Source organism: Allobosea sp. 05T438 (assembly GCF_056396025.1).
The window spans coordinates 196,837-216,762 of the sequence record NZ_JBFTKQ010000008.1; the positions used below are offsets into that span (position 1 = coordinate 196,837).

Annotated in this window: 17 protein-coding genes and 1 pseudogene; 12 read left to right on the plus strand and 6 right to left on the minus strand. The window is 66.8% G+C overall.

Features of this window, described 5'->3' with window-relative positions:
* The first annotated feature begins 275 nt into the window (after positions 1–275).
* The 11 genes and pseudogenes from pip to AC1DIN_RS17945 all read left to right on the plus strand — a co-directional run bounded on the left by pip (position 276) and on the right by AC1DIN_RS17945 (position 12,352).
* A complete protein-coding gene (gene pip, locus AC1DIN_RS17895) occupies positions 276–1,253 on the plus strand; it encodes a prolyl aminopeptidase (RefSeq protein ID WP_476767083.1) in 978 nt (325 codons plus the stop codon).
* Positions 1,254–1,263: 10 nt separating this feature from the next.
* Positions 1,264–3,078, plus strand: coding sequence for a S9 family peptidase (locus tag AC1DIN_RS17900; RefSeq protein WP_476767082.1), 1,815 nt, complete (start codon positions 1,264–1,266; stop codon positions 3,076–3,078).
* Positions 3,079–3,092: 14 nt separating this feature from the next.
* Positions 3,093–4,520 carry a M20 family metallopeptidase gene (locus tag AC1DIN_RS17905; RefSeq protein WP_476810763.1) on the plus strand — a complete coding sequence of 476 codons (1,428 nt, stop codon included), beginning with the start codon at positions 3,093–3,095 and terminating at the stop codon, positions 4,518–4,520.
* 81 nt (positions 4,521–4,601) lie between these two features.
* The gene (locus tag AC1DIN_RS17910) at positions 4,602–6,239 is read left to right on the plus strand and encodes an ABC transporter substrate-binding protein (RefSeq protein ID WP_476810764.1); all 1,638 of its coding nucleotides are present in this window, start codon (positions 4,602–4,604) and stop codon (positions 6,237–6,239) included.
* Between the two features lie 10 nt (positions 6,240–6,249).
* Positions 6,250–7,320 carry an ABC transporter permease gene (locus AC1DIN_RS17915; RefSeq protein WP_476810765.1) on the plus strand — a complete coding sequence of 357 codons (1,071 nt, stop codon included), beginning with the start codon at positions 6,250–6,252 and terminating at the stop codon, positions 7,318–7,320.
* 9 nt (positions 7,321–7,329) lie between these two features.
* Positions 7,330–8,256 carry an ABC transporter permease gene (locus AC1DIN_RS17920; RefSeq protein ID WP_476810766.1) on the plus strand — a complete coding sequence of 309 codons (927 nt, stop codon included), beginning with the start codon at positions 7,330–7,332 and terminating at the stop codon, positions 8,254–8,256.
* A gap of 70 nt (positions 8,257–8,326) precedes the next feature.
* Positions 8,327–8,785 (plus strand): annotated as a pseudogene (locus AC1DIN_RS17925) (ATP-binding cassette domain-containing protein); the annotation flags it as partial.
* 162 nt (positions 8,786–8,947) lie between these two features.
* Positions 8,948–9,115, plus strand: coding sequence for an ABC transporter ATP-binding protein (locus tag AC1DIN_RS17930; RefSeq protein WP_454658943.1), 168 nt, complete (start codon positions 8,948–8,950; stop codon positions 9,113–9,115).
* Positions 9,112–9,906, plus strand: coding sequence for an ABC transporter ATP-binding protein (locus AC1DIN_RS17935; RefSeq protein WP_441473422.1), 795 nt, complete (start codon positions 9,112–9,114; stop codon positions 9,904–9,906). Before AC1DIN_RS17930 ends, AC1DIN_RS17935 begins: the two co-directional genes overlap by 4 nt.
* Before the next feature lie 30 nt (positions 9,907–9,936).
* Positions 9,937–10,962 carry a serine hydrolase domain-containing protein gene (locus tag AC1DIN_RS17940; RefSeq protein WP_476810767.1) on the plus strand — a complete coding sequence of 342 codons (1,026 nt, stop codon included), beginning with the start codon at positions 9,937–9,939 and terminating at the stop codon, positions 10,960–10,962.
* A 37-nt stretch (positions 10,963–10,999) separates the two neighbouring features.
* Entirely contained in the window at positions 11,000–12,352 is a 1,353-nt protein-coding gene (locus AC1DIN_RS17945) for an MmgE/PrpD family protein (RefSeq protein ID WP_476810768.1), read from the plus strand.
* Here the strand turns inward: AC1DIN_RS17945 and AC1DIN_RS17950 are convergent.
* The 3 genes from AC1DIN_RS17950 to AC1DIN_RS17960 form a co-directional block, all read right to left on the minus strand.
* Positions 12,271–13,299, minus strand: a complete 1,029-nt coding sequence (locus AC1DIN_RS17950; protein WP_476810769.1) for a LysR family transcriptional regulator — start codon at positions 13,297–13,299, stop codon at positions 12,271–12,273. The genes AC1DIN_RS17945 and AC1DIN_RS17950 overlap by 82 nt on opposite strands.
* Before the next feature lie 244 nt (positions 13,300–13,543).
* On the minus strand, positions 13,544–14,473 hold the full coding sequence (locus AC1DIN_RS17955) for an AEC family transporter (RefSeq protein WP_476810770.1): 930 nt from the start codon (positions 14,471–14,473) through the stop codon (positions 13,544–13,546).
* Positions 14,470–14,925: an aminotransferase class I/II-fold pyridoxal phosphate-dependent enzyme gene (locus AC1DIN_RS17960; protein WP_476810771.1), complete on the minus strand. Its 456-nt coding sequence runs from the start codon at positions 14,923–14,925 to the stop codon at positions 14,470–14,472. The genes AC1DIN_RS17955 and AC1DIN_RS17960 overlap by 4 nt, the downstream gene beginning before the upstream one ends.
* A gap of 109 nt (positions 14,926–15,034) precedes the next feature.
* Between AC1DIN_RS17960 and AC1DIN_RS17965 the strand changes: the two genes are divergently transcribed.
* Positions 15,035–15,919, plus strand: coding sequence for a LysR family transcriptional regulator (locus tag AC1DIN_RS17965; protein ID WP_476810772.1), 885 nt, complete (start codon positions 15,035–15,037; stop codon positions 15,917–15,919).
* Positions 15,920–16,181: 262 nt separating this feature from the next.
* Here AC1DIN_RS17965 and AC1DIN_RS17970 read toward each other — a convergent pair whose 3' ends face one another.
* From AC1DIN_RS17970 to AC1DIN_RS17980, 3 genes are read right to left on the minus strand one after another with little or no spacing between them, the layout of a single operon-like run.
* A complete protein-coding gene (locus tag AC1DIN_RS17970; RefSeq protein WP_441473415.1) occupies positions 16,182–18,032 on the minus strand; it encodes an ABC transporter ATP-binding protein in 1,851 nt (616 codons plus the stop codon).
* A gap of 18 nt (positions 18,033–18,050) precedes the next feature.
* Positions 18,051–18,992 (minus strand): ABC transporter permease, encoded by a 942-nt coding sequence (locus AC1DIN_RS17975; protein WP_441473414.1) that lies wholly within the window; start codon positions 18,990–18,992, stop codon positions 18,051–18,053.
* Entirely contained in the window at positions 18,958–19,917 is a 960-nt protein-coding gene (locus tag AC1DIN_RS17980) for an ABC transporter permease (RefSeq protein ID WP_441473413.1), read from the minus strand. Before AC1DIN_RS17980 ends, AC1DIN_RS17975 begins: the two co-directional genes overlap by 35 nt.
* Positions 19,918–19,926 lie beyond the last annotated feature (9 nt).

Here is a 19,926-nt window from a genome sequence, read left to right on the forward strand (position 1 = left end):
CGAAGCCGCAACCCGGAATATGCTGGGCGCGACGCGTGACGGTCTCGGTCGCAAACATCGTTCCCGGATGATCGGCGCGGGATCAGGCAGCCAGGCCTTTGAGTTCGCGACACCGACCTTCAAGCAAAGGGGTGTTTGCCGCTGCCAATTCCTATAAATCTATTCCAGATCTTCATAACAACGCGCGTCAAATGCATTGGCCAGCGGCGGTTCGGCCGTGCCATCCTCCGACGATACGGGGGGCGTCGCGGCGCTCCGGTGCAGCGGAGCCCGATGTGCCTGACGACGAGAGTGCTCTCTATCCAGTGGTCGAGTCTTACCGCTCGCTGCGCCTCCCCGTCGGTGACGACCATGAGCTTCAGGTCGAACTGAGCGGCAATCCCGACGGAATTCCCGTCGTCTTCCTGCATGGCGGCCCCGGCGCGGGCACCAAACCCGCCCAGCGCCGAACCTTTGATCCGGCGGCCTTCAACATCGTCACCTTCGATCAACGCGGTGCGGGCCGTTCGCGCCCTTCCGCCGCGCTCGCCGGGAATACGACCCAGGCGCTCGTTGCCGATCTCGAGCGAATCCGCAGCCACCTCGGCATCGAGCGCTGGCTCGTCACGGGCGGCTCCTGGGGTAGCTGTCTCGGCCTCGCCTATGGACAGGCCCATCCCGAGCGCTGCCTCGGCTTCCGCCTGCACGGCATCTTCATGGCCGAGCGCGCCGAGATCGACTGGTGGTTCCATGGCTCGCGCACGATCTTCCCGGACCATTGGGAGACCTTTGCCAATTTCGTGCCGGAAGCGGAGCGAGGCGACCTGCTCGGCGCCTATTACCGCCGGCTCACCGGCCCTGATCGCGAGCAGCAGATGGCGGCCGCAGTCAGCCTCAGAACCTTCTCGGGGCGGACTCAAACCTTCCTGCCCGACGCCGATCATGTCGCGGCCCTGACCGAGCCGCAGGCTGCGCTCGCGCTGGCGCGGATCTTCACGCATTACTGCGTGAACGGCGCCTTCCTCGAACCGGGCCAGCTTCTACGCGACGTCCCGCGCATCCGGCACCTGCCGGCCGAGATCGTCCAGGGCCGCTACGATATCGTGACGCCGATGTGCACGGCCTGGCGGCTCAAGACGGCCTGGCCCGAAGCCCGCTTCACCATCGTGACCGAAGCCAACCACGCGGCGACACCGAACGCGCCGGCTCTATCGCTCGCCTTGCGCGAAGCGACCGATCGCCTGCGCGACTCCATGCCGGCCAGAGCGGCCTGAAGGAACAGCCATGTACGAAGCCGCCAGCCAGATCCGCCTCGGCATCGAACCCTATCTCGAAATCCGCAGCGCCAAGAGCCCGGCCGTTGCGCCCGACGGCGAGCTCCTGGCCTATCTGAGCGACGAGAGCGGCACACATCAGATCTGGCTGAAGCCGGTCGCGGGCGGGGCGCCCTGGCGCCTGACCGACATGCCGGAGCCGGTCGGGGCGATCGCCTTCAACCCCAAGGGGCGCGACCTGCTGTTCACGATGGACTGCGGCGGCGACGAGCGGCATCAGCTCTGGCTCGTGCCGGGCGCTTCCGGCGTGCCGCAGCCGCTGACAGACGATCCGTCCGTGGTTCATGTCTGGGGCGCCTGGGCTCCCGACGGGCAGCGCATCGCCTTCGCCTCGAATGCACGCCATCCCGAGCATATGGACATCTATGTGATGGACATGGCGACGCGCGCGGCGCGGCGCGTCTACGAGGGGAACGGCTATCGTGAGGCCGTGGCCTTCTTCCCCGACGGCCGCTCGCTGCTCGTCGCCGACGCTACCCGCTCGATGAGCGATCAGGATCTTTACCGGCTCGATGTCGAGAGCGGCGCGCGCACGCCGCTGCTTCCGCACGAGGGCCGGGCCCGCTATGCCGCGAGCCGGATGAAGAAGGACGGCAGCGGCTTCTTCACGCTGACCGATCAGGGGCGCGAGCATCTCGGCATCGCCTTCTGCGCGACGGCCGATGGCGCCATGAGCTGGGTCGTTGCGCGCGACGGGCAGGATGTCGAGGCGGCCGCACTCGCGCCCGATCAGGGCCGCCTGGCCTATGTCGCGAACGACCGCGGCAGGAACCGCATCTTCGTGCGCGATCTCGCCAGCGGGACGGAGTTCGAAGCCGGCGGGCTGCCGCCCGGCACGATCGGCTCCGTCGCCTGGCTGCCCGACGGCTCCGGGCTTGTCTTCCCGCTCGACGGCTCGGCCTCGCCGCCGGATGTCTGGTGCTTCGACATCGCCACGAAACAGGCCAAGCGGCTGACGGATGCCTCCAAGGCCGGGCTCGACCCCGCCGCCTTCGTCGAGCCCACCGTGGCGAATGCGGCCAGCTTCGACGGCCTGGAGGTGCCGTTCTTCGTCTATCGTCCACGCGGCAAGGCGCCGGAGTCCGGTTACCCGGCGGTGGTCGTGGTGCATGGCGGGCCGGAAGCGCAGTGGACGCCGATCTTCCGCGCCGACCTGCAGTTCTTCCTGAGCCAGGGCATCATGGTGATCGCCCCGAACGTTCGCGGCTCGACCGGCTACGGCCGGACCTACCAGCATCTCGACGACAAGCATCTGCGCATGGACAGCGTCGCCGACCTCAAGGCGGTGCGGCTGTGGCTTCGCGAGCAGCCCGATGTCGACGACAGCCGCGTCGCCGTCTACGGCCGCTCCTATGGCGGCTTCATGGTGCTGGCGGCGCTGACCGAACAGCCCGAGCTGTGGAAGGTCGGCATCGAGTTCTACGGCATCGCCAACTTCCTGACGATGCTGGAGACGACCGGCCCGTGGCGCCGCTATCTGCGCGCTGTCGAATACGGCGATCCTGTCACGGACCGGGAAAACCTGATCCGCTTCTCGCCGATCCACAAGCTGGGCCGCATCCGGGTGCCGCTCTTCGTAGCGCAGGGGCTCGACGATCCCCGCGTGCCGCCCGGCGAGAGCGAGATGGTCTATTCCGTGCTTCGCGGCCTCGGCCGCCCGGTCGAGTATCTGCGCATCCCGCATGAGGGCCACGGCTTCGCGCGGATCGAGAACCGGCGCACCGTCTTCGGCGGCGTCGCCCGCTTCCTGCGCGAGCATCTCTGAAAGAGGACCAACCCATGCAGAATTCCGAGATCATCTGGGAGCTGGTCGATGCCAAGCGGCAGCCTTTCGAGGCGCTGAGCGATCGCGTCTGGGGCATGCCGGAGATCGCCTATACCGAGTACCGCTCGGTCGGCGAGCATGTTGCGATGCTGAAGGAACAGGGCTTCCGCATCACCGAGAACGTCGCGGGCATCCCGACCGCGGTGATGGGCGAAGCCGGTGAAGGCGGTCCGGTCATCGCCATCCTCGGAGAATACGATGCCCTGCCGGGCCTCAGCCAGGAAGCCAACATCGCCGAGCCCAGGCCCGTCGAAGCTGGTGGTCACGGCCATGGCTGCGGCCACAACATGCTGGGCTCGGCCGCTCTGCTCGCGGCGACCGCGGTGAAGGACTGGCTCGCCAGGACCGGCCGGCCGGGGCGTGTCCGCTATTTCGGCTGTCCGGCGGAGGAAGGCGGCGCGGCCAAGGCCTTCATGGTGCGCGCCGGCGCCTTCGATGACGTCGATGTCGCGATCAGCTGGCATCCGGCTTCGATGACCAAGGTCGACGACGCGCTGTCGCTCGCCAACACCCGGATGGATTTCCACTTCACCGGCCGCGCCTCGCATGCCGCTGCTGCGCCGCATCTCGGCCGTTCGGCGCTCGATGCGGTCGAGCTGATGAATGTCGGCGTCAACTACATGCGCGAGCACATGCCGTCCGACGCCCGCATCCACTACGCCATGCTCGATGCCGGCGGCATCGCGCCGAATGTGGTCCAGGCCTCGGCCAAGGTACGCTACGCCATCCGCGCCCGCGACCTCGCCGGCATGCTGGAACTCAACGAGCGCGTGAAGAAGATCGCCGAGGGCGCGGCACTGATGACCGAGACCAAGGTCTCGATCTCGATCATGAGCGCGGTCTCCAACATGCTCGGCAACACGCCGCTGGAAGACGCGATGTTTGGGAATATCGACCGGCTCGGCCCCGTGCCCTTCGATGCGGCAGACAAGGCCTATGCGGCCAAGATCCAGGCGACGCTGAGCCAGGGCGACATTCTCAACGACTACCGCCGCACCGGCATCGCGCCACGCGAGAACACGCCGCTCTGCGACTTCGTCGTGCCGCAGGGCACAAGGGGCGTGCCGATGATCGGTTCGACCGATGTCGCCGACGTCAGTTGGAAAGTGCCGACGATCCAGGCGCGGGTCGCGACCCATGCCATCGGAACGCCCGGCCATTCCTGGCAGATCACGGCGCAGGGCAAGGCCCCGGCTGCGCATAAGGGCATGGTCCATGCCGCCAAGATCATGGCGGGCACCGCGATCGACGTGATCAGCGATGAGACGCTGCTGGCCCGCGCCAAGAAGGACCATCAGGAGCGGATCAAGCGCACCCCTTACGTCTGCCCGATTCCGCCAGAGGTGAAACCGCCGATTCAGCCGCGGCCCGCGGCCGCCTGAGCCTTGCATCCCGGTACCGCCGGCGAGGCCGTGCCCGGGCGACGTTTCAACCAAACAACAAATAAAGAGCGGGATACGATCATGGCGAACCGAAACGAGAAGAGCGGAACCAAACGAGGCGCCGCCGGCCGCAGTCTCCTGTCGGCTGCGGCTGCCGGCGCCCTCTGCGCGGCGGCGGGAGCAGCTATCGCCGCCACGCCCAAAAATGCTCTGGTGATGGCCTGGAACGTCGACGCCATCAGCACCTTCGACCCCGCCCAGGTCGGCGAGGTCGTCACCAACGAGATCCTGCAGAACACCTGCGACACGCTGGTCGATTTCGACCCGGCCGACGAGCGCAAGGTCGTGCCTGGCTTCGCCGAGCGCTGGGACGTCTCGCCCGACCGCAAGGAGATCACCTTCCACCTGCGCAAGGGTGCGAAGTTCCCCTCCGGCAATCCCGTCACGGCTGAAGACGTCGCCTGGTCGCTGCACCGCGTCGTCAAGCTGAACTTCGGCAATGCGGCGACGCTGACCGAGTTCGGCTTCACCAAGGAGAACGTCGAGCAAAGCATCGCTGCGGGCCCGAACGACACGCTCGTCTTCAAGCTCGACAAGGCCTATCCGACGACGCTGGTGCTGCAGTCCATCGCCGCCAACCGGGTCTCCATGGTGATGGACAAGAAGACCCTGATGGCGAACGAGCAGGGCGGCGATCTCGGCAACAAGTACCTGACCACGCGCACCGCTTGCGTCGGCCCCTACAAGCTGACCCGCTGGAACGCCGGCGAGTCGATCGTGCTGGAGGCGAATGAGGGCTATTGGGGCACGACGCCCGGCCTGAAGCGCGTCCTGATCCGCCATGTCGCGGAACCCGGCACCCAGCGCCTGCTGCTCAGCCAGGGCGATGTCGACGTGGCGCGCGACCTGACCCCGGAGGACCTCAGGGATCTCGAAGGCTCCAAGGACGTCTCGATCGTCACGACTCTGAGGCCCCAGCTCTTCTACTGGGGCTTCAACGTCGCGGACGGCCCCTTCTCCAAGGAGAAGGTGCGCCTCGCGATGCGCTACCTGATCGACTATGACGGCCTCGGCAAGACCGTGATGACCCATCTCGGCGTGCCCCGCGCCAGCTTCGCCCAGCTCGGCGCCGTCGGTGCCCTCGATGCGAAGGAGGGGCAGCCTTTCAAGCTCGATCTCGACAAGGCCAAGCAGCTGCTGACGGAAGCCGGCTATTCCAACGGCTTCGAGGCGGCCATGATCTTCGGCACGCTGCCGCATGCGAACCCGATCGCCCAGAGCGTCCAGCAGAACGCCGCCAAGGTCGGGATCAAGCTCTCTCTCGAACGTATGGCCAATGCCCAGCTCTTCAGCAAGGTGCGCGGGCGCGAGTACCAGTCGGCAATGCTGGCCTGGCAGACCAACGTGCCGGACGCCCATGGCAACGCCTCGCGCCTCGTCTTCAACCCCGATAACAGGCTGGAAGCCAAGCAGACCCAGTATCCGAGCTGGCGCTCCGCCTTCCAGGATCTCGACCTCAACAAGAAGGTTGACGAGGCCCTGCTCGAGCCCGACCCGGCCAAGCGCGACGCCCTCTATGCCGAAATCCAGAAGGAGGTGATGGCGAAGGGGCCGATGGCCTTCATGTTCCAGATGAACAATGTCGCCGGCGTGCGCAAGGACCTGAAGTCTTGGACCTGGAACGGCTTCCGGACCTATTACGAGCGCGCGGCCAAGTAAGGCCGCCGCGATGTCCCGGACCGCCGCAGTCGCGTCCGGCTTGAGCACCGAATCCGGGCGGAACCCGTTTCCGTCCTGGCTTCGAGCGTCCAGCCGGACTCTCATATCGTTCGCCGTGACCCTGCTCGGGCTCGCGGCGCTGACCTTCTTCATCGGTCGCCTGCTGCCGCTCGATCCCGTCGTCGCCGTGCTCGGCGACAACGCGACCCAGGAAGCCTATCAGGCGATGTACAAGCAGCTCGGTCTCGACCAGCCGCTCCATGTCCAGTTCGGCCGCTATCTCTGGGGCGTCCTGCATCTCGATTTCGGCATGGCGCTGACCACCGGCAAGCCGGTGATGGCGGATATCGCCCGCGTCTTCCCGGCGACGATCGAGCTCGCCAGCGTGGCGATCGTCATCGGCACCAGCCTCGGCATTCCGCTCGGCGTGCTCTCCGCGATGTATCGAGGCTCCCTGATTGACCAGATCGTGCGGGTCGTCGGGCTGGTCGGCTATTCCGCGCCGAATTTCTGGCTCGGCCTGATGGGTCTGGTGCTGTTCTATGCGACGCTGGGCTGGGTCGGCGGCCCCGGGCGCATCGACTTCACCTATGAGTTCGATCTCGAACCCGTCACCGGCTTCCTGCTGATCGACAGCCTGCTCGCCGGCAACTGGGATATGTTCGTCAATGCCGTGTCGCACATCATCCTGCCTGCCTCGATCCTGGCCTTCAGCTCGCTCGCCTATATCAGCCGCATGACCCGCAGCTTCATGATGGAGCAGCTCGGCCAGGAATATGTGGTGACGGCGCGGGTCAAGGGGCTGTCCTGGGCGCGAACCGTGTGGGGTCACGCCTTCCGCAACATCGCCGTGCAGGTGGTGACGGTGGTCGCGCTCTCCTACGCCTTCCTGCTCGAAGGCGCGGTGCTGACCGAGACGGTCTTCGCCTGGCCAGGCTTCGGCCGCTACCTGACCAACGCGCTGCTCGCCGGAGACATGAACGCCGTCGTCGGCTGCACGCTCCTGGTCGGTGTCATCTTCGTCACGCTCAATCTGTTGTGCGACCTGCTCTACCGGGTCTTCGACCCGCGGACCCGCTGAGGCATGGCCATGGCACCACAACCCATCGACCATTCAGCCGGGCGGGGCCTCGGGGCCTGGCTCGCCGCACCCGTCCCGGCCTCGCCCTTCCAGGCGCGGATGCAGCAACTCTCGCTGAAATGGTGGCGGCTGCGGGCCAATCCCGCCGCCCTGTTCGGCCTCGCCATCATCGTGCTGATCGCGCTGGTGGCGCTGTTCGCGCCGTTGATCGCGACGCACGACATCTATGCGCAGGACCTGATGCAGCGCCTGCAACGGCCTTCCGCCGCGCACTGGTTCGGCACGGACGAACTCGGCCGCGACATCTTCAGCCGACTGGTGTTCGGAGCGCGCATCACGCTCTACATCGCCCTGCTGACGGCAGTGATCGCCGCGCCGCTCGGGCTGATCATCGGCACCACCTCCGGCTATCTCGGCGGTTGGGTCGATATCGTACTGATGCGCATCGTCGATATCTTCCTGGCTTTCCCGAGCCTGGTGTTGGCGCTCGCCTTCGTCGCTGCGCTGGGGCCCGGCATCGACCACGCGATCATCGCGATCGCCCTCGCTGCCTGGCCGCCGATCGCGCGGCTCGCCCGCGCCGAGACGCTGTCGATCCGCAAATCCGACTATATCGCGGCGGTCCGGCTGCAGGGCGCGTCGCCGCTCCGGATCATTCTCGGCCATGTCGTGCCGATGTGCATTCCCTCCGTCGTGGTGCGCATCACCCTCAACATGGCGGCGATCATCCTGACCGCCGCGGGGCTCGGCTTCCTCGGCCTCGGCGCGCAGCCGCCAAGCCCGGAATGGGGCGCGATGCTGGCGTCCGGCCGCGAGTTCATCCTGACCAATGGCTGGATCGCCGGCATCCCCGGCCTCGCCATCCTCGTCACCAGCCTGGCCTTCAACCTGTTCGGCGACGGCCTGCGTGACATCCTGGATCCCCGCCATGGATAAGCCGCTGCTCGAGGTCGAGGACCTCTTCGTCTCGTTCAAGGGCGCGCACCGCACGGTGCAGGCGGTGCGTGGCATCTCCTTCAGCGTCGGCCGCGAGAAGGTCGGCATCGTCGGCGAATCCGGCTCGGGCAAGTCGCTGACCGGACGCACGATCCTGAAGCTGACGCCGAAGGCGGCGTCGATCTCCGCCACGAAGCTGTCCTTCGACGGGATCGACCTGCTCGCCGCCAGCGAGCGGCAGATGCGCAGCATCCGCGGCAACCGCATCTCGATGATCCTGCAGGATCCCAAATTCTCGCTCAACCCGCTGATGCGCGTCGGCCAGCAGATCACCGAGGCCTATCGGTTGCACCACAAGGTCGGCGGGCGGGAGGCGGAAGCGCGGGCGCTCGCGATGCTGGAGGCCGTGAAGATCCGCGATCCCGCGCGCGTCTTCAGGCTCTTCCCGCACGAGGTCTCGGGCGGCATGGGGCAGCGCATCATGATCGCGATGATGCTGATTCCGGAGCCGGACCTGATCATCGCCGACGAGCCGACCTCGGCGCTCGACGTCACCATCCGGCGGCAGGTGCTGAGCATTCTCGACGAGCTGGTGACGCGGCGTGGCGCGGGGCTGATCTTCATCAGCCACGACCTCAACCTCGTGGCGGATTTCTGCGACCGCGTGCTGGTGATGTATGCGGGCCGGATCATGGAGGACATTCCGGCGCGCGAGCTGCGCAATGCGCGGCACCCGTATACGCGCGCGCTGCTCGACAGCCTGCCGCGCCTCGATCGGCAAGCCGACATGCTGCAGGTGCCGAGCCGCGATCCGGCCTGGTTGGACGGGCCGACGCTGCAGAGCGGGAGCCGGACATGAACGCGGCGGATCCGAGCATCGCGAACAACCGCCCGGCTGCCCTCGCCGTCAGCAATCTCTCCATCGTCTTCGGCCGGGGCGCCTCGGCGCTCACCGCGGTCGACGGTGTTTCCTTCACCTTGCGCCATGGTGAGGCCTTCGGGTTGATCGGCGAATCCGGCTGCGGCAAGTCGACGGTGCTGCGCGCACTCGCCGGGCTCAACAGCGAATATGGAGGCACGATCGCCTTCCATGACCGCGAGGTGCCGCATAAGCGCGACAAGGCTTTTTTCCGCCGCGTGCAGATGGTGTTCCAGGACCCCTATGCCTCGCTGCACCCGCGCAAGATGGTGCAGAACGTGCTGGCCGAGCCGCTGAAGATCCATGGCTTCGACCGGCCGCAGGAGCGCATCGACGAGATCCTCACCGCCGTCGGCCTCGGCCCTTCCTTCCGCTACCGCTTTCCGCACGAGCTCTCGGGTGGGCAACGCCAGCGCGTCGCGATCGCGCGTGCGCTGATCATCGAGCCCGAGCTTCTGCTGCTGGACGAGCCGACCTCGGCGCTGGACGTCTCCGTGCAGGCCGAGATCCTCAACCTGCTGAAGCAGCTCCGCCGCGACCGCGACCTGACCTATCTCATGGTGAGCCACGATCTCGCGGTGGTGACGCATCTGTGCGAGCGCGTCGCGATGATGAGCGAAGGGCGCATCCTCGAGGAAATGAGTTCGCAGGATGTCCGCGCCGGCCGCGCACGCGAGCCCTACACGCGGGAATTTCTCGACGCGAGCACAGGCTATCGCCCGGCTACGTGAGCGATGGTGGGAACGGCGGAGGACCAGCAAGTGGATAAGGCAGTCATCGCGGGCGAAAGCCCGGCGGGAGAATTCTGGCCGGTGCAGGCCTGGGAAACCACGGAGCCGGAAGCGGCGGGCTGGTCCAGCGCCGGGCTCGACCTGGCCTGGCGCTTCGCCGACACCATCGCCACGGCGACGCTGATGATCGTGCAGGGCGGGCGCGTGGTGGCGAGCCGCGGCGACCTCGCTCATCGCTACCAATGCCACTCCGTCCGCAAGAGCTTCCTCAGCGCGCTGATCGGCATCCATGAGGAAGCCGGCACGATCGATCTCTCCCGGACACTCGCCCAGCTCGGCATCGACGACAGGGAAGGCCTGAGCGAGCGCGAGAAGGCGGCGACGATCTATGATCTGCTGACGGCCCGTTCGGGCATCTTCCACCCAGCCGGCTATGAATCCCCCTGGATGAAGTCGATCAAGCCGCAGCGCCATTCGCAGCCGCCGGGCACCTTCTGGCTATACAATAACTGGGACTTCAATGCGCTCGGGACGATCTTCACTGCCCTCACCGGCGCCGGCATCCATGACGACTTCCTGACGCGGATCGCCCGCCCGCTGGGCATGGAGGATTTCCGTTTTGACGGCGAACGGCGCGACGGCTGGCTCGAACAGGACGATTGCTCGGTTCATCCCGCCTATCCGTTCCGGATGTCGACGCGGGATCTGGCACGCTTCGGCCTGATGTTCCTGCGGCAGGGGCGCTGGCAGGGCGAGCAGGTCATCCCAGCCAACTGGGTTGCGACCAGCGTCCTGCCGCTTTCCGATGCCGGGCCACGCGGCGGCTACGGTTATATGTGGTGGACCGAGCGCTCCGGTGCCGGCTTCCCCGGCGTGGTGCTGCCGGCCGGCAGCTACAGCGCGCAGGGCGTCGGCGGGCAGAACTGTCTCGTCATCCCCTCGCTCGACCTCGTGATCGTCCACCGGGTCAACACCGACATCAAGGGCACGGAGGTGAACCGCTTCGCCTTCGGCCGCCTGCTGCGCCTGATCCTCGAAGCACGCCGGCAGGATTGATCAGCCTTAGCCTCCGCCAGACCGACCGGGAGTAATCATGCCCAGCGCCATAGAACGTATTGCCGCATGGAGCCGCTCCGGGTCGGTCTTCTCGCCGCTCGCGCGGCTGAGGGCGCATCACGCCATCACCGATACGGTGGCCTGCATGCTGGCCGGTATCGGCGATCAGGCGACGCAGGCCGTGCGGCAGGCTTTCGCGTCCGGCATCGGCCCGCAGGGCGCGGCTGCGGTCGCCGGTGGTGGCCGGGCGAGCGAGGCGATCGCCGCGCTGGTCAACGGCACGGCCGCGCATGCGCTCGACTATGACGACAATTTCCGGCCGGGCATCACCCATGCCTCGGCGGTGCTGGTGCCGGCGCTGCTCGCCGTGGCGCAGGGGCGCGGGGCGGGCGGACGGGCCTTCGTCGACGCCTATCTCGTCGGGCTGGAGGCGCAGGCCGCCGTCGGGCGCGGCATCAACCCGGGACACTACACCATCGGCTGGCACGCGACCTCGACGGTCGGCGCCATCGGCACGGCGGCAGGCACGGCCTGCCTGATGGGGCTCGACGCGGCTGGCATTGCGCGGGCGATGAGCATTGCGGCGAGCATGGCGGCCGGGCCGAAGGGGCAGTTCGGCACGCCGGCCAAGCCGCTGCACGCGGGGCTCGCGGCCCGCAACGCCGTCGATGCGGCTGCGCTCGCCGCTGCGGGGATGACCGGGCGCCTCGACATCCTGGAATGTCCGATGGGCATTGCCGAACTGTTCGGCGACGACAGCGCTGCCGGCTGGGAACGCATGGCGCTGGCGTCACCCCATGTCATCGAGAGCGATGGGCTGACGCCGAAACGCCATCCCTGCTGCGGCTCGACGCATCTCGCGGTCGACGCGATCCTCGACCTCAAGGCGGAGCATGGCTTCGCTGCCGATGACGTCGCGGCGGTCGATACGCTGGTCGGCATCGCCAATGCCCGTAACCTCGCCTATCCCGACCCGCAGGACGAGATGCAGGGGCGCTTCTCGATGCATTACTGCGTGGCGCTCGCGCTGTCGCAGGACCGGCTGTCGCTCGCCGATTTCACGCCGGCTGCCGTCGGGCGTGCGGAACTCCGGCGCCTGCTGCCGCTGACGACGATGCGATCCTACGACAAGAGCGACGAGGCGGCCGGGCGCCAGCCGCATCGCGTCACCATCAGCCTCAAGGACGGGCGCGTGCTCAAGGCCGAGCGGCTGGAGGCGAAGGGCTCGATCGCGGACCCGTTCGACGATGCCGACCGGGAAGCGAAGTTCGGGGATTGCTGCGCCGACATGCAGGGCGCCGCTGCACTCTACGCCCGGCTCGCCGACATCGATGCGGCAGTAGACCTAGGTTTCCTGTTGTCGGAGTCCGTCGAGGCCGGACGCGCATAACCGCGCCGGCCGGTGACGGGGCCGGCCGGATCGTCCGGCCGCGAGGGCTGGTTGTCGTCGATGGTGGCAGCCCAGAACTGTTCGACGGAGAGCCGACCCTGCTGCCTGGCCCGGTAAAGCCGGATTTCGGCGGTGATGTACCAGGACGGGTCGGCGGCCGGCACGAGCTGGCCGTTGCGCAACTCGTCGACGACCAGGCTCTCGGGCACCCAGGCAACGCCGCGCCCGGCCATGACCATGGCCTTGAGGCCGACCGACATCGGGTTCTCGTAGACTGTGACCAGCGGCGTCGGCCGCTCCGCGAAGAGCAGGGCCAGCCGTCGCGCGAAGAAGGAGCAGGTGCCGTAGCTCAGCAGGCGGACGGGAGCATCGCCACAGCGGAAGGCGTGCAGCGGCTCGCCGCGTTCGTCGGGGATCGAGACCGGGATCGCCCGCTCGGTGCCGAGGCGGCGATAGACGAAGCGCTTGGCGTCCAATTCGGGCGGTACCGCCGGATGGGCATAGGTCAGCAGGAAATCGCATTCGCCATGGTTGAGGAGCGCGACATTGCCGTCGAAGGAAGAGCGCTGATCACAGAACCGCGTTTTCACCGGCCCGAGCTTTTCCTCGATGCGGCGGACGAGGCCAGGAAAATAGGTCAAGGACAGGGTGTTCAGCGTGGCGAAGACCAGGGTCTCCGATGCGTCCTCATGGAGCTGGCGCACCTCCTGTCGCGCGCCCTGCACCTGCTTCAGGATTTCCTGGGCACGCGGAAGAAAGGTCCGGCCGGCTTCGGTGAGACGGATCGGATAGCTGCTGCGGTCGAACAGCGGCAGGCTGAGCCATCCCTCGAGCTGTTTGACGCGGCGGCTCAGGGCCGATTGCGTGACGTTTCGTTCACGGGCGGAGCGCGAGAAGCTGAGCGTCGTGGACAGGCTCAGGAAGTCTTCCAGCAGCTTCAACTCCATCGCCATTTCCTCCGCCGGCGCGGGCAGGATGGCATGGCTGCTTCGGCCACGCCAGAAGCCGACCGGGCGAAGGGAATCGAAGCATTGGCGCGGGCCCGCCTCGCCGTCGGGCGTTGAGCCGTCTGCTCGCGCTCAAGCTCCTCTAAGGGCGGGGGAGCCAATTGGCGGCACCGTCAAACCCGGCTCTGGGATCCCGATCGTGGCCGCGCCTGTTAAACGGCCACCCTCGCTCGCGACGATCCGCTCACAAGGTCACCCAAGGCGCAGTGCCAAGTAGCACAAGCGGGATGGCCACCACGGCGAGCACCGTCTGTGTCGCCGTGATGCCAGCCATCAGCGGAGCATCGCCGCCCAGCTGACGGGCCATGATGTAGGCCGACGATGCCGTAGGCAGGGCCTGGAACAGCAGGGCTGTCGTCAGTGCCGGACCCGTAAGGCCGGTCAGCATCGCGAACAGGATGGTCGCAACCGGCATCGCCAGGAATTTCATCGCCGACGACGACGCGACCGGGCCGACCCACTTGCGAGCTGTCGTGAAGTCCAACGCGGCGCCGACGCAGAGAAGGCCTAGCGGCAGAGAAGCGGCACCCAGGGAGCGCATCGCCGGCTCTATACCGGGCGGAATGCCCAGGCCGGCGAGCTGAAATACGATGCCGGCCAGAGAGGCGATCACCAGCGGGTTCGTCACCAGCTGCTTGAGGATGCCCCGGCCGCTCAGCTTGGCCGAGCCGTGCCGGGCAAAAACCAGCACGCACAGAACGTTGACCGTCGGCACGATCGCGGCATTGCAGATTGCCGCCATGGCGATGCCCTTGGCGCCGAACAGTCCGGATGCCAGGGTGACGCCGACATAGTTGTTGAAGCGAACGCTTCCCTGAAACACTGAGGTGAACGCTGGGCCATCCAGACGCAGCAGAGGCCGCACCGCCACAACCAGAGCCGACACGACGATCGTGGCCAGGATGAGCGTCAGGGCCAGCTTGTGAACCGGCAGCGCTTCGAGATGCGCCGTGGCGAGCCCGTGGAAGAACAGGCACGGCAGCAGGATGTAATAGCCGAGCCGTTCTGCCAGAGGCCAGAAGCCGTCATCCAGGAAACGCCGCAGGCGCAGCCCCATGCCCAGCCCGATCAGCACGATGACGGGCAGCAGCGCCAACAGGACATCGCGCGTCATGCCCCGGCTCCTGACACCGCGGCGATGCGATGGCCGCCCTCGACCAGCGTTGCGGAGAACCGCACCATGTCGGGATAGCCGGCCCAATACGGCGCGGGGATAATCACCTCGTCCCCTTCGAGGGTCGCCAGAAACGCGTTGAAAATGACCTGCTTGGCGCCGCAGCCGACAGCGATCTCGGTGTCCTCGTACTCAAGGCCTCGGTCCCGTGCGACGGCATTGCGAGCGGCCATGCGGAGTTCCGGCATTTCATTGGACGGCGTATAGCCAAGCGGCCGGCGAGCCGCGTCTATCGCGGCGTCTGCGACGTGAGACGGGGGCGCGAAGTCCGGCTCCGCGAGGGTTAGATCCACGATATCGCGACCGGCCGCGCGAAGCGCGGCTGCCCGACGCGCCATTGCGAGGATGGGTGAGCCTTCGACGGCGTCCTGGCTGGGAGCAGCGGCGGTCATGTCGGCCTCGTCGGTCGGTCTTTGCCGAAGCAACTACCCCTTTTGAGGGGCGAGAAAAAATGCTTAATTCTTGCCGGATCGTTGAGAATAACTTTTGGGTCGGGTGTCTGTGTCGCTGCGCGCTCTTCGCACCTTGCAGGCCATTTCCAGGCTTGGGTCTTTTGCCCGCGCCGGGGAAGCGGTTGGCCTGACGTCGTCTGCCGTGAGCTTGCAGGTGAAGTCGCTGGAGGAGGAGTTCGGCGCCCAGTTGTTTGACCGCTCGCGCCGACTGCCCGTACTGACGGAGGCCGGCAGGATCGTGCTCGCAAAGTCCGAAGAGGTGCTCGCGCTCTACGACCAGATCGCGGAGGCTCTGAGTGTCGAGCACTCGCTTGCCGGGCGACTGAAGCTTGGGGCCATCCAGACGGCGCTGTCGGGCGTTCTCCCGCAGGCGCTCATGGCACTGAAACGGTCCCATCCACGCGTCCGGGTCCATGTCGAGGCGGGAATGTCGGCGGAACTTGCGGTGAAGGTCTCGGCCGGCGAGCTGGACGCCGCCATCACGACCGAGCCGGTGAAGCCTCATCCGGCGGATCTGAACTGGACGCCGCTCTATGAGGATCGGTTCTGGCTTGTCGCCCCGGCGGGGTCGGAAGGTCAAAGCCAGCGGGAATTGCTATCCAACCTGCCTTTCATTCGCTTCGACAGCCGGGCGTGGGCCGGCCGCGTGATAGAGCGAGAGCTGAGGCGGCAGCGGATCAATGTTCGCGAGGAGATGGTCCTCGACAGTCAGGAGGTGATCCTGAGAATGGTCCAGAGCGGGCTCGGAGTCGCCATCATTCCCCTTTCAAACGAAGTGCGGAACGGCTTGCCCATGTTCTGCCTGCCATTCGGCGAGCCGCAACTCAAACGGCAGATCGTGCTGTTGGAGCGGCAGGGCCAAAAGGGCGGCAGGTTGGCGGCAGCGCTCGCCTGTACGGTGACGGAAATGGCTGATACGGCGCAAAGGCTGTGAGGCCAATGCCCGCTGCCACGGGTGAGATATCTCCCGAGAGCAGCCCCCTTGAATGACCCGCCCATGCCGAGAAGCACCTCTCGGCCTGTCAGCCCGGAACCTCCGTCTTCGGGCGAGGCGCCAAATTCCGTTATTGGCGCGATCGGGCCGCGCGTAGCTCACGTGGCGGACTTCCACTTTCCACCCGAACAGGACATTCCGCGGCCCAACAAAAAGCCCGCGGCTCGCGCCGCGGGCTGATTATTTTCGAGATGCGAAGGCCTCAGGCCGCGACGGCGGCCGGCTCCTTCTTTTCCCATTCCTCGCCCCAGATCATCACGGCATGGCCGGGCGAGACCTCGCGGTACTGGCGCACCGGCACGATATAGTCGGGCGCCCGCACCGGGCTCTTGATCTCGTCGTTCGAGACCGGGCGCTTCTGCAGGCGCCGGGCCGGATCGGCGATCGGCACCGCCGCCAGCAGCCGCTTGGTGTAGGGATGCTGCGGGTTCTGGAAGATCGCCTCGCGCGGGCCGATCTCGACGATCTCGCCGAGATACATCACCGCGACGCGATGGCTGACGCGCTCCACCACCGCCATGTCGTGCGAGATGAAGAGATAGCCCAGCCCCATGCGGGCCTGCAGGTCGAGCATCAGGTTCACCACCTGCGCCTTCACCGAGACGTCGAGCGCCGAGACCGCCTCGTCCGCCACGATCAGCCGCGGCTCGACCGCCAGAGCGCGGGCGATGCAGATGCGCTGGCGCTGGCCGCCCGAGAACTCGTGCGGGAAGCGGTTGGCCATCTCCGGCAGCAGGCCGACGCGCTTGAGCAGGTCGGCGACCTTGTCGCGCGCCTCCGAGCGGGTGGCGAGGTTGTTGATCAGAAGCGGCTCGGCGACGGCCGTGCCGACGTTCATGCGCGGGTTCAGCGAGGCGAACGGGTCCTGGAAGATCATCTGCATGCGCTTGCGCTGTTCGCGCAGGTCATGCTGGTTGAGCTTGAGGACGTCGACGCCGTCGAGCAGCACCGAGCCGGCGAGCGGCTCGATCAGGCGCATCACCGAGCGGCCGGTGGTCGACTTGCCGCAGCCGGATTCGCCGACCAGCGCCAGAGTCTCGCCGGCCTTCAGGCTGAAGGAGACGTTCTCGACCGCGTGCACGCGCCCCTTCACCGAGGAGAGCAGGCCGCCGCGGATTTCGAAGCGGGTGGTGAGACCGGCAACCTCCAGCACGGGGCGCTCGGCCGCCTGGACGGTATCGGGCACCTCGGTCGGCACGTCGGAGAGGCCGGTCGCGCGGTCGACGACCGGGAAGCGCATCGGCCGCCGGCGGCCTTCCATCGAGCCCAGCTTCGGCACGGCCGAGAGCAGCGCCTTGGTGTAGGGCTTCTGCGGATTGCGGAAGATGTCGTCGGTGTTGCCGGTCTCGATCTCGTCGCCGTTGTACATGACGACGGTGCGGTCGGCGATCTCGGCCACCACGCCCATGTCGTGGGTGATGAAGAGGACGGACATGCCCTCTTCGTCCTGCAACTGCTTGATGAGCTCCAGGATCTGCGCCTGGATGGTGACGTCGAGCGCCGTGGTCGGCTCGTCGGCGATCAGGAGCTTGGGCTTGCAGGCCAGCGCCATCGCGATCATCACGCGCTGGCGCATGCCGCCCGAGAAGCGGTGCGGATATTCGTGGAAGCGCGACTTCGCGGCGGGGATGCGGACCTTCTCGAGCAGGCGGACCGTCTCGGCCTCGGCTTCCGAGCGCGACAGGCCGCGATGCAGGATCAGCGCCTCGGCGATCTGGAAGCCGATGGTCAGCACCGGGTTCAGCGAGGTCATCGGCTCCTGGAAGATCATGGCGATCTCGTTGCCGCGGATGTGGCGCATGTCGGAATCCGGCAGCGTCAGCAGCTCCTTGCCGTTGAGCTTGATCGAACCTTCGATCTTGCTCGATTGCGGCGGGGTGAGGCGCATGATCGAGAGCGCGGTCACGCTCTTGCCGGAGCCGGATTCACCGACGACCGCCAGCGTCTCCTTCGGCTTGATGTCGAAGGAGATGTTGCGGACGACCGATTTCCACTGGCCTTCCACGCGGAAGGAGGTCGAGAGGTTCGAAACGGACAGGATCGGGGAGGTCATTTCGGGTCCTTCTCTGGATCAGATCACACGACGCGGGTCGAGCGCATCGCGCAGACCGTCGCCGATGAAGTTGATCGACAACACGGTCAGGAAGATCGCGGCGCCGGGGAACAGCGCCCAGTGCGGCGCCGAGTCGAGGTGGTCCTTGGCGTCGAACAGCAGGCGCCCCCAGGTCGGGATGTCCGGCGGGAAGCCGAGGCCAAGGAAGGAGAGCGTCGATTCCGCGATGATCGCGGAAGAGACCTCGATCGTCGAGGCGACGATGACCGGACCGAGTGCGTTGGGCAGGATGTGCCGCGTCATCTGGCGGAGCTTGGTCGCGCCCTGGGCGCGGGCCGCCTCGACGAACTCCTTCTCGCGCAGCGAGAGGAACTGCGCGCGCACCAGGCGCGCCACCGGCATCCAGCGCAGCCCGCCGATGACGACGACGATCAGCACGAAGACGCCGCCCTCGACGCCGAACACCGCCTTCAACTGCTCGCGGAACAGATAGATGATCAGCAGCAGCAGCGGCAGCTGCGGCAGCGACAGGAACAGGTCGGTCACCCACATCAGGACGGGGTCGGCCACCTTGCGGGACATGCCGGCGAACGCACCGATGACGACGCCGACGATGGTTGCCACGATCATCGCGGCGAGGCCGACGGCGAGCGAGATGCGCCCGCCATACATCATCCGCGCCAGGATATCCTGGCCGAGGTCGTCAGTGCCGAGCGGGTGCGCCCAGGACGGACCCTGGAGCTGCGCCGAGAAATCGATGTCGTTGATCGGGATGGGCCAGAACCAGGGGCCGACGACGACGCCGAGGATCAGGAAGGCGAGCACGAAGGTGCTGGCCATGGCGAGCTTGTGCCGCCGGAACCGGCGCCACGTCTCGCGCCCCGGCGAGACCACGGCGGTGGCGGCGGCTGCCGTCACCGTCGGATCAGCTGAAGGAGATGCGAGGGTCGAGCCAGCCATAAAGGACATCCGCGATGAGATTGAACAGGACCACCAGGCAGGCGAAGACGAACGTCACGGCCATGATCACAGGTGTGTCGTTGGCGAGGATCGCGTCGATCAGAAGCGAACCGATGCCGGGGATTCGGAAGATCTGCTCGGTCACGATCGCACCGCCGAAGACGGCGGGCATCTGCAGCGCGACCAAGGTCACGACCGGTATCAGCGCGTTGCGCGTGATGTGCCGCAGCGTGACCGTGCGCTCGCTGAGGCCCTTGGCGCGCGCGGTGGTGACGTAGTCGAGCCGAATGACGTCGAGCACGGCCGAGCGGACATAGCGCGTATAGGAGGCTGCCTGGAACAGGCCGAGCACCATGATCGGCATGATCGCCTGGCGGAACATCTCCCAGTACCAGCGCCAGCCTGTCGCAGCGACGTCGGAGCGGTAGACGAAGGGGAACCAGTCCAGCGTCACCGAGAAGAGCAGGATGAAGAGCAGGCCGGTGAAGAAGGTCGGCAGCGAGAAGCCGACGAAGGCGAGCGTGTTGGCGATCTGATCGAAGATCGAATAGGGCCGCGTCGCCGCGAAGATGCCGACCGGCAGGGCGATGCACAGCGCCAGGATCTGCGAGGAGCCGACCACGAACAGCGTCGTCGGCACGCGCTGCAGGATGAGCTGGTCGACATTGATGCGGCTGGCGAAGGAAAAGCCCCAGTCGCCCTGCACCATGGCCCCGAGCCAGCGCAGATACCGCACCATGATCGGGTCGTTCAGGCCGAAGCTGGCGCGGATGGCCTCGCGCACCTCGGGCGGCACGTTGGGATTCGTCGCCATTTCGGAGAACGGATCGCCCGGCGCCAATGCGAGCACCGTGAACAGGATCAGGCTGATTCCGAGTAGACTTGGAATGGCGATCAGAAGCCGCCGTATCAGATATGTCGCCATCTAGTGTTT